This is a genomic window from Streptomyces sp. NPDC046985 (assembly GCF_040644415.1).
Taxonomy (GTDB): Bacteria; Actinomycetota; Actinomycetes; order Streptomycetales; family Streptomycetaceae; genus Streptomyces.
In genome coordinates, this window is the sequence record NZ_JBEYWK010000009.1 from 38518 (window position 1) to 51519 (window position 13002).

Below are 13002 nucleotides of genomic sequence, written 5' to 3' on the forward strand. Positions count from 1 at the left end.
CCGAACTCAGCACCGGCGCAGAGGAAGCCCCCACAATCCCACCAACGGGGCCGCCGACGGCAATTCCCGCACCAGTGGCGATAGCTGCGGCCACTGTGTCTAGAGCACCCTTCTCCACATCTCGCCTAGAATCCGAAGTCATTGCACCCCCCCCCGTTATTCACACTTCGACGCCCCGACTAGAGAGCATTATGGATGCTCTGTATTGATTCAAAGTACTAGGCTGTCGAAGCTGACGGTTTATTATCACTACGGGCATCAATCAACACGATGTTTTCTTTATTGCTAATACCAAGGTCAGAAAGGATCCGGAGAACCTTTTTTTCATGGGTTTCCGTATATGAAATAATCACCTTAATTGACTTACGTGTATCGTTAGCCTCTTCGTAGACCTCTACTTGATTTTCCAGATTTCTCCTGAGGTGTGAATTACTCGCGAGCTTAAACTCGATCAGAGTCTTGTCGTCAGCTCCCATAGAGACCTTATAGTCCACCGGCCCGCGACCGTTATTTACCTCTCTGTTGACGTCAAATGCCGTTCCATACCAGACAAGCCCGAAGAAAAGCTGAACTTCTGACTCTTGACTGAAGCCTCGGCCTCCTCTATTGATGAGCTTATAACCGTCCTGGTGTTCCACATATCGCTTAAACGCATTCACCCTTTCCAAGCACTCGGCGTACGAATCTGGAAGCTTGTCATAGAAACGAACCTTATTTTGCAGATCGGCAAGGACGGCATCCAGTCCCTCAATAAAAACGCTGACCAGATCCTCTACCTTGACTGCGCTTGCATCTGCCGCTTCTTCTCCGGAATCCTCTTTAGTCTTGATGTAATAATCGACCAACTCGGGGAACCTGCGAATGGTCGCGACAGCGGCCTCATCAATTTCCTTGCGCTTCGGCCTGTCAGGAAGGTGCTTGTAGAAGAAGTTGTTGATCTGTTCACGTAGTTGCACGTTCGACACGGCAAGCGGAAGATCCTGAAAGTCTTTGATGAGGTCGTTCTTATTAATCCACGTGTCGTCGCGAGTGAGAATATCCTTGGGCGTTAGAAGGACGAAATCATTGCGCAGTTTCGGCAATGTAAACTGACCGTCCTCCCAAGCCTCAGTCCTGTAATTAAACCGCACCCTCCGCACGTGGAAAATCTTACGCTGAGACGGATCGATGTTGGCCAGAGTGAATTTCTGGGTGTAATTGAGTAGATATTCCTTGATCAGGTTGGTAGTGAAGTCGCTGATCGAATCCCGTCCGACACCCCCTGCGATCAGGGATAGCTTCTCAGGATGACTTCCTTTTGTGATAGTTTCTTCGCCGAAGTCTTGAAATACTTCAGCAAGGCCTTCGTTGAGTGAGCTTGCGAATGACGCACCCAGCGCGTGTCCCCCATTTCCAAGCATTGTGAAGCCTAGCCAGTTCTGTTTCACCTCTTTGAAATAGAACCAAGATTCCAGAAGTCCCCTGCCGATCGGGCCCTCGGTCGACTTGTCTCGCAGGAAGGCCATGTAGTTGAGAATGCCTTCATGGAGCTCCTGATATTCATCCTTTTCGCTGTGAAAGAGAAGGAAGGGGTCTATAAACAAGGGTAGATCACTAAGTAGGCACACGTTAAGGGCACCATATTCGTCAAGAGTGGATCGGTCAATTCCAAAATGATCCGAGAAAAAGATACCCATTTGTCCCCCATCGCTTCCTCTTCGACCATGACAAGACTCGCACAGCATCCCCCACCTGCGTGACGATATGCCGGTAAGTCACCTGGGGCCGGACACCCGTGGGCTTCAGCTAGAGCGCCCTCGCTTCTCATGGCTTGTCAACCGGAGCCAGGAGGCCGCAGGCCAATCACGGTTGAAGCCGGTGGGGGGCGCAGCTAGGCATACGTGTGCGCGCTCAGCCGGCACACTTACTGTCGTGGGCTGAGATTCGTGCCACTGCCGTGCCAGATGCAGGAGTCAGCTGCGGTCAAAATCGGTGTCTCACAGTCGAGTTGCCGGCAACCTGGCCAGGTACCGAAGCCCCAGGTGAGCGGCCTGGTCTCCCCGCCGCTCTCCTAAAAGCGCTGTTCAGCACCGCGACGCATCACGCGTCAGTCTTCTCCGACTTGGAGCAGGGCCACGACAAACCCGTTGCCCGTGCCTGCGACCACTCCGTCGAAGGTGAACCGAGATACCGGGTTCCACCCATGGCCCGCATCCGATAGTTCGATGTTCGTCCACCACGTGGAGTCCCGTCCCAGCAGCTTCACGACTCGCTCTGCCGCTCGATGGGCGTGCTCACGATCACGACGCAGCCGACCGGGGAAGACCAGGTCACCCGCAGACAGGTAGGTCATGACGATTCCCGCCTCTTCCCTGTCGATGGCTGTCAGGGCATCGGCGATGTCAGCGGGGCGGGTCGGCCCCCGCGAACCCTCGATGGCGTACGGCGCCCAGGCTTCCTGCGCCTCAAGGACCAAGCCGTACACGTGCTCTTCGACGGAGCCCGCATCCTCGCTCTCGACCCGGCCAAAGACACCGTCCTCCTTGGCCAACGACTCAAGCGTCACTCGCAGGTCCGCCGCGGTCTCCACGCCCACATACTCCCATGTAGTGACAGCGTCAGCACGAGGGATAGAGCCGTATCGGCGGCCAGCCGAGCCGTTTCAGTTTCCGTCTCATTCAGCCGCGTTCACGGCCGTACAGCGGGGACCACTCACAGGGCTTGCCCCACCAGTCGACCTCTCATGAACGCAGGTGAACGGACCCGTCCGAGGCCTCCAGGGCCACCACCACAGTTGGAAAGCGTGCGCGTCGACGAGATGCGCCGCTTGTACTGACCGCGTACGCCTGGGGCCCCGAGTGCGGGCCTGCCATGCACCCTCCCCCATGTCTGCACCGTCCCGCACGCTGGTTGGCAAACGGTGCGCTGGACCACTGGGGTGGACGATGGGCGAGTGGAAGCAAGGCAAGTGCGGTTGGCCGACGGCGGCCGGCGGTCGCTGCCAGAACAAGACGATGAAGGGCACATCGCGCTGCCACCTCCACCAAGGTGCCTGGACGAAGCGCGGCCAGGCCGAGATGAAGGAAAGGGCGAGCAAGCGCCGCAAGAGGTGACCGGAGTCGCGGCGGGTGAGTGTCTAACTGCGTGACAACGCCGACGAACAACGGCGGACGGCCGCGAACGGCAGCGGACCATCGACGCAGGTGAGCGGCACACCGACCCAAGGCAGCGCCCCCACCCAAGTTGCTTCGGGACGAAGAGGTCGTGGGTTCAAATCCCGCCACCCCGACAGTGAAGTAACAGGTCAGGGGCTTGATCCGTAGTGTGGGTCAGGCCCCTGAGTGGTTTCTGGGGATCGTTTGGGAGATATCCAGGAGGAGATCTTGGTCGGCTTCTCCTAGATGAGGCGATCGCAGCCGAGCGCCGTGGCTCGCACCAGCGGTCGTGGCGTTACGCGTCCGCGGATTTGGGCCGTCGGGATCTGTTCTCGGCCCACGGCCGCGTGTACCGCACGGCCTCCGTCGTAGTCTCCGAGACCTGAAGCGATCAAGCCTGTTCCTGCCTCCGACCTGCGCTCCGCGCACGCCTCCACGCACGCCTCCACGCTCGACGAATCCCGCAGGTAAACCAGCATCACACCGAGCCAGTGCACGTCGGTCGTCCACGTGCCCATTGAGCCATTGCGTCGGTATGCACCCTTGTATGCGCTCCTCGTACCCGTTCTACCGTCCCACCTTTGCCGTGCATCCGTGCATCCGGCATGCCGTAGGGGGGAGCACACAGTGACGGACACGTCAGTCGTACTCGAAAACCTGGTGAAGCCCTGGCACGTGCAGGTCGCCTCGACCACCGCTCTGGCCGGTACCGTAGCCAACGCTGCGGCCAAGGACGACAAGGAGCGGCAGGAGGACGGACGGGAGCGGGTTCGGCGCAAACCGGAGTTACGGGAAGTGTCTGCGGCGGAGGGAGGGCGGTCGGTCACCGTGACGCCGTGGGAGGTGCTGCACGCCCTCGGGCGCGCCACCGTACTCTCCCGGCAGGGCGCGGGACGCGGGTTGGCCGAGCACTGGGGATGTCTGAAGTACTGCCAGGCGTTGGAGGGCAGCTCCGGGAAGTACATGAAGCTTTCCGAGGAGGGGCTGAACCCACGACGCCACTACAAGACCGTTCAGTCCGGTGAGCTGGGCATCGGATTCGCGCTCACCGTCGCCGAACGCATCGTCCGGAAACAGTATCCAGGACACACCGTCTCCGTCGTGGACGCGGACATCGCGCTACAGGCCGGCTGGGCGCTGGTGGGCAAGGACGTGCGGCGCCGGGACTGGGTACGGCAGCGGCCCGACTTCTTCCTGGAGGCGTGGAAACCGGGCGAGCCGTCCAAGGTCATTCCCTTCGCCTGCAAAGGGATGCATGGGAAGACCCCTTACGCGTACACCCAACTGGCCAGCGCCTCCGCGCAGGTGGAAGCGGTGCACGTGGGGCGGTGGAACGAGACGCCGGTACTGGTGACGTCGACCGAGCTGCTCGGGCAGGGCGGCATCACCGTTCACATTTTGCGTGCCCCCGGCGACGGGTCGTTGGTCTTCCCGCCGAACGATCCTGCTGCGAACGCCGACCAGGCACTCGACGACCTGAACATCTTCCCGGACGTCCGCATCCCGGACCCTGACGGCGGGGAAGGACAGCGGGTCAGCGGCTTCCAGGTGCAGCCGGAGCAGTACGCCTGGTTCCGGCGGACTCTCGCGCGTGCGGGAGCTGCGGGACTGATGGGTTTCACCGGCGGCGGAGAGCTCACCGCACAGTATCTGACGAAGCGACAGGGCCGTCGGCACTTCGAAGGCTTCACCCATGCCGGTACCGGCATCGTCCAGGACGTGGAAGTCGAAATAGGCGGGGTGACCTTCGTCGGCACCGACCATGTGTTCCGGCTGAACGGCACCCGGGTCGAGGCGTTCTCCGGACTAGCCGAAGACCTGTTCCACTACTTGCGGGACGGGCGGGTGGAGCAGTTCCGGCGACAGGCGCATGCCCTGCGCTCGTCCTGGCGTTCCGCGCGGTTCGAGGACGACTGGGACGGCCCCGTCTCCTTGCGTGAGGACGGCTCGATCATGGCGATGAGCCTTCTGCCGGAGACCCGCAGAAAGCGCCGGCCCGGGAAGCGGAGCTGACCGGGGGCCGACGGTCGGAGGGGCAGAGTGAGGGGGCAGTATGCCGTCATTCTCACTCTTTCGCGACTTTCTCAGCAAGCGTTCCCCATGCCAGAGTCATATGTGCAGAGCAAGAAAGCGATGAGACAACAGCAAGGAGGGCCCATGCAGGGAGGGGGATTCCAGTGGCGACTCGTCGTGTCCACGGGCGGCGACACGCTTCGACAGGAGCGCCTCACCCGGGACCTGTACGACACGCTACGGGCGGCAGACGGTCTGGCTGTCGGATTCGCGTCCGAAGGAGCGTTCGCTGAGCCTGGTCACAAAGGCGCGGGCGTGGACGAGGTGGCGCTGTGGGCGGCCACGGCAACCGCTGTTGCCCGTCCGGCCTCTCAGGTGCTCATCACACTGATCAAAGAGTGGTGTGCCAAGGAACGGCACCGCAAGGTCGAGGTGTCCTGCGGGGAGAACTCAGTCAAGATCACAGGACGCCCGGATGCGGCGCAGGAACGGATGGTCCACGAGTTCCTGGACCGGGCTGCGGGTGGCGAGGGCCGCCCGGGGCCGGAGGGCGGCGCACCGTGACCCGCCTGCACAAACGCCGCGCCGTGCTCATCGGCGCCGAGCACTATGACGACGACCGCTTCGCGCCGCTGCCGTCCACACAGGCTGATGTCTGGGGGCTCGCTCAGGTTCTGCGGCACCGCAACATCGGCAACTTCGTCTCCGTCCGGACGGAGACCGACCTCACCGCCGACGACATGCGACTGGCCATCGGCGAGTTCCTGACGGCGTGCGACGAGGACGAACTGGCACTGCTGTACGTCTCAGGGCACGGTGTGAGACGGGTCAGGGACGGCGGCGAGTTCCATGTCGTCGCCCGGGACACGGACTTCGACAGGGCGGCCGAGACCGGTGTGAGCGCCGGCTTCGTCAATGAGCTGTTGGAACAGTGCGTAGCGCCACAGAAGGTCGTGATGATCGACTGCTGTCGCAGCGGTGGCTTCGCCGTCGGCCTGCGCACCTCCGACCGGCAGCCGGACGGCGCCATGGCCAAGTCCGGCGAGCAGGCACTGCTGACCAGTAGAGGCGTCTACGTCCTGTCGTCCTCGCGCGCCGGCGAGAACTCGTACGCCGATGCCGGCGGAGGCGCCGACGTGAAGCCTTCCGCGTTCACCGCCGAAGTGATCGAAGCCCTCCGAACGGGCAAGGTCAGCAAGGACGGCAGCAGTGAAGTGTCGGTGGACGACCTGTTCGCCTACGTCAACCGTCGTATGCGGGCACGAGGGGGCCGACAGGTACCGGTGCATTCGGCGCACGGTGTCGACGACCGCATCGTGATCGCCGCCTCTCCGCTCGGCCGTGCTCCGATTCTCGAACCGTTGAGTCATCGACCGCGTCAGGCCGCTGCGGAGCAGCCGCAATCCGGGCCGGCGAAGTCGACGGTGACTCAGCCGACCTGGTCCGACCTCCTGGACTACTACCGCGAGTGCGTCCTGGCCGACGACACCGAGACACCGCTGATGGAGGTAGGGCATCACCACACGTCGTACGCCTGCCTTACCGGGGCGGAACGCTTCCTGTCGGGCGATGTCGATGCCGACGGCTGCGTCGCGCTCCCCGAGGAGGCAGCCGCCCTCGTCGAATCGGCGACAGAGCAGGACGCCGAGCTGTGGGCGGGCTACCCCGCTGTGGTCCTGACCGGTCCGCGTGCCGGACGCTCCTGGCGGCATCCGAAGTTCGCCCCTTTGCTGATACGGCGCGTCGAGATCGTCCAGGGGGAGGGCGAGGTGTGGTTGAAGCCCTACGGCCCGGTTCAGCCACATCCACGACTCGCTGTCGACTGGCTCGGCGAGGAGGAAGCCGCCCAGCTCGCGGACACCTTCCAGCCCTCCTGGCATCGAGGCCAGCACGACCGTATGGCGGTGGAGGCGCGCAATCTCCTGGCCCAGGACTTCGCATTGCCTTGTGTGCAGGAACTCCGCCCTGACCAGCTCGCGGACCGTATCGACGTCCACACCCCCGGCCACGGCGCCCGTAATGCCGCGGTCCTCTTCACGGCCCTTCCCAAGACCGGCTTCACGAAGCGACTGCTCGACGATTTCAAGGACATCGGGAAGCAGACGGACCAGATTCAGGTGACTGCCCTCGGCGCCCTGGCGCCCGACGCCGCCCAGCGCGCACGTGCGCTGACCCTGGCAGACACGGAACCGGCGCGCCTGGTGACACCTCTGCCCTGCAACGAAGCCCAGACCGAAGTCATCCGTTCCGCCATGACCCACCGCCTGACCGTGGCCACGGGTCCTCCCGGCACCGGCAAGAGCCAGCTTGTGGCCAACCTCGTCGCCACCGCCATCGTCGACGGGCAGACCGTCCTGGTGGCGTCCACGAATAACGAGGCCGTGGACGAGGTCTGGCGTCGGTGCGACGGGCTGGTTCCCGGCAGCGTCGTGCGCACCGGCTCGGCCCGGAGGAACGCGACGAGCAATGCGAAGCACGAGGCCGCCGCCCTGCACGAGTTGCGGTCCATGGCCGAGCCTTCCCCCAACGTGGCCACCGCAGCCGTGGAGGTCGACGTGTCGGCCGACCAGCTCGCTCGCGATCGGTGCGCTCTCACGCACATCGCGACCACGGAACGGCGGCTGCGCCAGGCCGGTGAGGCCCGTGAGGAGAACGCCAGGCAGCTCGGCGTCGCCGTAACCGAACTGCACCAGGTGCTCAGTGGGTTGCCGCATCCGAAAGAGGTGGAGGAGAAGGCGGCCCGCCTCGCCCGCACGTGGGTCCTCGGGCACTGGCGTCGCACCCGCTTCCTCCGCAAGCACGGCCTCGGTGCGTACGACGGTGATCGCGTCGAAGGGTGCCTCGCGCTCGCCGGCTTCGCCGCCGCCGAGGCCGACTGGCGTGAGCGGCACAGTCTCGTGGCCTCCGTCGACGACACGGCGCTGTCGGAGGCACTGCACAGTGCCGAGGCGTCTGTGCATGCCGCGTCACGCATCCTTCTCGCCAGCACTGTTCAGGCCCATGCCCGTGCCGGACGCCGCCGCATCCTCGACCTGCTGCGCGCACGGGACAGCGGCCACAGCGACTGGCCCGACGTACGGGAAGTCCTCGGCCGGGCCCACGGACAGAAGGCCCGGCCCGCGGTGGCCGGCTGGGCGGTGACCAGCCTTTCCGCCCGGCGTTTCCCACCCGGCCCGGCTCTGTTCGACCTCGTCGTCATCGACGAGGCCAGCCAGTGCGCCATCCCGCACGTTCTGCCGCTGCTCTTCCGCGCACGGCGGGCCCTGGTGATCGGCGACGCCATGCAACTGGCGCACATCACGGAGACCAGCCCGGAACGTGAGGCCCTCATCCGGCGGAAGGTCGGGCTGCGTTCGGAATGGCTGGAGAAGCACCGCCTCGCCTACCGGCGCCACTCCGCCTTCCACGCCGCCGAGAGGTCCGTCGGCGGCAGCCTGCTGCTTGACGAGCACTTCCGCTGCCATCCGCGTATCGCCGCGATCTCCAACGACTTCTTCTACGACGGTGACCTGACCGTTCTCACGGACACTCGCGGACGGCCTGCCCTGCCGCGTCCGGCAGTCATCTGGACCCACGTGCCCGGACCGGCCGCCCGTCCCCGGCACGGCGGCTCCTGGGTCAACGAGGTCGAGATGGACAAAGTGGATGCGAGCGTCCGGTATCTGCTGGAGCAACTGCCTTCAGAGGCCACCGTCGGCGTCGTGACGCCCTTCACAGCGCAGGCCGAAGCACTGCGTCGTCGGCTGGGGCGATATGACGAGAAGCGTCTGCGCGTCGGTACGGTACACACCTTCCAAGGCGGCGAACGCGACGTCATGGTGTTCTCCCTCGTCGCCGGAGAGGGCATGCATCCCGGCGCCGTCGAATGGGTCGCCGGCCAGTTGAACCTCTGGAACGTCGCCATCACCAGGGCACGCAGTCACCTGATCGTGGTGGGGGACAAAGACCGCTGGCGGGAACGGGGCGGTGTGGCCGCCGCGCTGCTCGACGCAGCGGAAAACGACGGCTCAGGCCCACAGGACCATGCCGGAGACCCCCTGTCCAAGCGCCTCTATCAGGTCCTCTCCCGGCTGCCCGGGACCACCGTCACCTTGGGTGAGAGCCGTCACGGGCATCCGGCCGACGCGCTGGTGCGCAACACCGAGGGCACAGCGACCCGGGCCGTACTGCTCGATCGGGGGCCAGAGGAAGAGGCCGACGCGGCACGTCATCTGCGGCTGACGCTGCTCCGACGGAACTTGCTGAGCGGCGGACGCGAGGAAGAAGAAGCCGTCCGCTGGCCGGCTTGGAAGCTGTACGACACGAGTGGGAGCTGAACAGGAAGTTCCCCTGCCTTCCTGCCCCGATCCAGGGGTTACTGGCTTACAGGGGGTTACTCGCTGTAAGCCTGCTTCCAGCGTGTCCGCTGCCGGGAGTCACCCTGGCAGGTCGCGCAGTTCAAGGCTCGCGATCGTGCTGGTCGGCGCGAACCGCTTGCGCTGGATCACCATGCTCCGGCTGTCCGGAAGACGGCCGACGACGTCGGCTCCGTTGTCGTTCGGGGGCAGCGTCGTGACAGGCCGCCCGTCGCGGGCACCGGATCTCAGGAGGGCAGGGCCCTGTCGAGGCAGTCCTGCACGGGCTCGAACAGCCCAGCCGGCACGTGCTGAGGAATCCGTCCACGGACTAGCCGAGCAAGCTCGGCCAGTTCGTCGGAGGCCACGATGTGGGCCGCACCCCTCACTCGGCCGCGCTTCTTGAGGATCACCCTTCGCCTCCCGTCGCTGTCGGCGAGGCTGAGGAGATCCGGGTGCGCGCCGACCAGAAGTCGGAGTGAAGGTAGGGGAGTCCCTTCGATTCCGGCGAGTTCGGATCAAGGGGCTGCCTGGGCGCCTCGGTGACCTTCGACTCGTCGACGCACGGTGAGGTCACCTGGAAGCCGGCCTGGCCCTTGTACCCGAACTCCACACTGACCCCGAAGCCGTTCGGCGCGATCGCGAAGATCGCCGGCATGTCAGTGCTGTTTCGCACCGATGTGATCTTGTAACCCTGCTTCTTCCAGTAGCGCTCGACGACGCCGAGAAAGCTGCCGCGTCGTTCATCCGAGATGATCGTCATCACATAGCGTCTACGGGTGACCGATCCGGTACCGGTGCCGTCGTTCTTGGAATCGGTGCAGGTGGAGTCACTCGACGGCCCCCGCATGACCTTGACCGACGGGTTGATCGCTTTGAGGGTCGCGTCGATGATCCCCTCCGCGTGATCGGCCGCTTCCTGCATGTTCATGTTCCGCTCCTTCGGCGCGCCGGACTTCCCGCCCTCGCTTCCACCGCCCCCGATGAGGCCGCAACCGGAAAGGACGAGAGTTGCCGCCATGAGGGCCACAGCACGAATCTTCATCGGTATTCGTCCCAGGTCACGAGGTCAGGACGGCCCGCGACGACGGCCGCGATGTTGGCAGCGGACACAGGGTCCTTGTCCCTGCCCGGGTTGAAGTAGTTGGAGTGCGCCGGAGTCAGTCCCTGCCCGTCGACCACGGGCATCGGGCCGTCCAGCACCTTGAAGCGTCTGGCGCCGAACGCCTCGCTGGCCGGGTCCTTGCCGAACCAGAGGTCGTCATCGCCTTGGTCCGCGAGGTCCCCGAGGAGGTACGCACCGCCCGGACCGCCGCCGAAGAAGCCGACGGCGCCGGCCACGGCCTCCTTCTTCGACGGCAGGTGGCTGACGGGGTCGTTCTCGGCAGCGCCCACGAACACATGGCCCTTTCCGACCCCGAGATCTGCCGCGTGGTCGACGCCGGCGCCAGGGCTCCCGACAAGGACGATGTCATCGGCTCCGGGGATTCCCCCTGGCTCCTGCGTTGCCGCGCCCACGAGGCGAGAACCATAGGAGTGCCCGATCGCGACCAGGTGCGGGTCCTTGTGATCGTTCGTCGCCGCGAGTCCGCCCATGAACGAGTCGTACGCCGGTGCGCCCCTGTCCGCGTCATGTGCGGACATGACATCCGTGTCGGACGCCAAGGTGGCGGGGTCAAGGGGAGCGTCTAGCTGCGGCGGGTCGTAGCCCAGCCACACGAGGGACGCGCTGGACGGATCGATGTACCGGGCGTCGACCGCAGTGTCATAGGCGCGCTTCACGTCGCCCCCCGCGAAGCCGGTGTCCAAGGCGGTACCGAGACCGGGAACATACGCCGACACGTTCTTCGACCTGTCGGGGTTCCCGAACGCGACGATGGCACGGCCCACTCCCTCGTCACCGACCCCCAACAGGTACATGGGCGGCTCTTTGGGATCCACCAGTCGCTTCGCAGCGTTGTCCTGCAGTTGCCGCTGGATGCTCTTGAGAGCGTCCACCTGGGTCTTGGCCCTTTCGCCGTCCTCACCGGAGAGCTTGCCGATCAGCATGTTCAGGTTCTCGCGGTTGACCTCGTCCCGGACCTCGGACGGAATGCCGTCCAGGCTGCCGATGATCTCCGGAAAAGCCCGCTTGTACTCGTCGCGCTGCTCATCGCTGAGGCTGTCCCACCACTTCTTGCAGTCGGCAGGCGACTTGTCCAGCGGGATGTGCCCCTTGATGTACTCGCTCGCGGCCGAACTCACCGCGTCGGCGTCGGCGGCCACGTCCGTCCACGTCCTGGTGTCGACCGTGAGCCCAGGGGCCGCCTTGAGCTTCTCCAACACCCTGCTGTAGCGGTCGTCGATCTCCGTGGCCTCCCGCACAGCGTGGGCGATGCGGTCGGCGATGTCCTGGGCCTTCGCACGGTTCGGGTTGGGGCTGCGCAGACCGGTCATGTCGGGGCCGGGTCCACGGCTGTAGACGCCGTTCGACCCGGTGACCGTTCCGCCGGCGGTCTCCTCTCCGCTCAGTTCGTTCTCGCCGCCGGCGGGGTACGCGACGCTGCCGTTTGCGTCGACGGTGTACGACAGCGCCTTCGCGTCATCGAATGCTTCGATCAGGCGGCGACGTGAGGCGGCGATCTCGGACGAGAAACCGTTGAGTGCTCCGCTGATCAGGCCGCATTCGACCTGGGTGTAGTGGAAGTTCCGCGAGAGCTTATTCAGTTGCTTCTGCGCCGCATCCGCGGCCTCGCCCTCGTTGGCCCTCTGCATGACCTCGGTGATCTGCTTGTCGATGCGGCCCTTGGCCGCGTCGGCCATGTCACCGATCGCGCGGTATCCGTCCGCTGCGTCCGCGTACTCAGAGGGGCTTACGGCCTGGAGTTCCTTGAGGTCCATGCGTCCGGATCACCGGCCCTTGCCCGTGCCGCCGGCGGCGGACGCGTCCCCGGAGCAGACCTTCAGCCCAGCGATCTCGACCCTGATGGCCTCATCAGTCTTGAACTGATCATTCCCCACTTTTTCCAGCACGCCGGCGAGCCCGTCGCACAGCTCGCTGATGTCCTTCACGCGTCGCTCCCAGGAGTCGTACACGCTCTTATGGGCTGCCGCGGTCGAACAGCCGGCGCCCTTGCCGAGCGCTGTCGTGCCGTGCTCCAGCTTCGTCAGCGCCTTGCCGATGTCGTCCCGCAGGTCCCCCACGCCCTGGCCGGCCGTAGACCACGCCTTCTTGTCGGACCGGAGCCTGCCGGGAGCGCCGCTGCCGCCCGGACTCATGCCGTTCTGGTCGCCGGACAGTTGGTTGAGCTGCATCCGCGCGGAGTGCCGTTCGGCCGCTGCGGCCTTGATCTGCTCCCACTCGTCCCACGCCATGCGTGGCCCCTCCTCATGTCTCGTCGCACGTCACCGAGATCCTGTGAACGCGCGACCGCAACAGTAGTAACGCTGTGTCGAGCAACCCATCCGTATCGGCCACCAGCCCCTCTGAGTACGCGTACTCAGACGGCGCCCCGGTCATCGATCGGACACGGGGAAGCTGG

8 protein-coding genes are annotated in these 13002 nt (G+C 64.8%); 3 read left to right on the forward strand and 5 right to left on the reverse strand.

Going from position 1 to position 13002, the window contains the following annotated elements; all coding sequences use genetic code 11:
• Window positions 1-218 precede the first annotated feature (218 nt).
• Together ABZ861_RS13795 and ABZ861_RS13800 are read right to left on the reverse strand one after the other, a co-directional pair.
• Window positions 219-1676: a hypothetical protein gene (locus ABZ861_RS13795; protein ID WP_361628768.1), complete on the reverse strand. Its 1458-nt coding sequence runs from the start codon at window positions 1674-1676 to the stop codon at window positions 219-221.
• Between the two features lie 410 nt (window positions 1677-2086).
• Window positions 2087-2569 carry a hypothetical protein gene (locus ABZ861_RS13800; protein WP_361628771.1) on the reverse strand — a complete coding sequence of 161 codons (483 nt, stop codon included), beginning with the start codon at window positions 2567-2569 and terminating at the stop codon, window positions 2087-2089.
• A 1192-nt stretch (window positions 2570-3761) separates the two neighbouring features.
• Here ABZ861_RS13800 and ABZ861_RS13805 point away from each other — a divergent pair.
• The 3 genes from ABZ861_RS13805 to ABZ861_RS13815 all read left to right on the forward strand — a co-directional run bounded on the left by ABZ861_RS13805 (window position 3762) and on the right by ABZ861_RS13815 (window position 9463).
• Window positions 3762-5147 carry a hypothetical protein gene (locus ABZ861_RS13805; RefSeq protein WP_361628774.1) on the forward strand — a complete coding sequence of 462 codons (1386 nt, stop codon included), beginning with the start codon at window positions 3762-3764 and terminating at the stop codon, window positions 5145-5147.
• Window positions 5148-5291: 144 nt separating this feature from the next.
• Window positions 5292-5711, forward strand: a complete 420-nt coding sequence (locus tag ABZ861_RS13810) for a hypothetical protein (RefSeq protein WP_361628777.1) — start codon at window positions 5292-5294, stop codon at window positions 5709-5711.
• Window positions 5708-9463: an AAA domain-containing protein gene (locus ABZ861_RS13815; protein ID WP_361628780.1), complete on the forward strand. Its 3756-nt coding sequence runs from the start codon at window positions 5708-5710 to the stop codon at window positions 9461-9463. The genes ABZ861_RS13810 and ABZ861_RS13815 overlap by 4 nt, the downstream gene beginning before the upstream one ends.
• Before the next feature lie 427 nt (window positions 9464-9890).
• On the opposite strand, the gene ABZ861_RS13820 is transcribed toward ABZ861_RS13815, so the two are convergent.
• From ABZ861_RS13820 to ABZ861_RS13830, 3 genes are all read right to left on the reverse strand, one after another.
• On the reverse strand, window positions 9891-10412 hold the full coding sequence (locus ABZ861_RS13820; protein ID WP_361628783.1) for a hypothetical protein: 522 nt from the start codon (window positions 10410-10412) through the stop codon (window positions 9891-9893).
• A gap of 110 nt (window positions 10413-10522) precedes the next feature.
• The gene (locus ABZ861_RS13825; RefSeq protein ID WP_361628786.1) at window positions 10523-12361 is read right to left on the reverse strand and encodes an alpha/beta hydrolase; all 1839 of its coding nucleotides are present in this window, start codon (window positions 12359-12361) and stop codon (window positions 10523-10525) included.
• Between the two features lie 9 nt (window positions 12362-12370).
• The gene (locus ABZ861_RS13830) at window positions 12371-12835 is read right to left on the reverse strand and encodes a hypothetical protein (protein WP_361628789.1); all 465 of its coding nucleotides are present in this window, start codon (window positions 12833-12835) and stop codon (window positions 12371-12373) included.
• Window positions 12836-13002 lie beyond the last annotated feature (167 nt).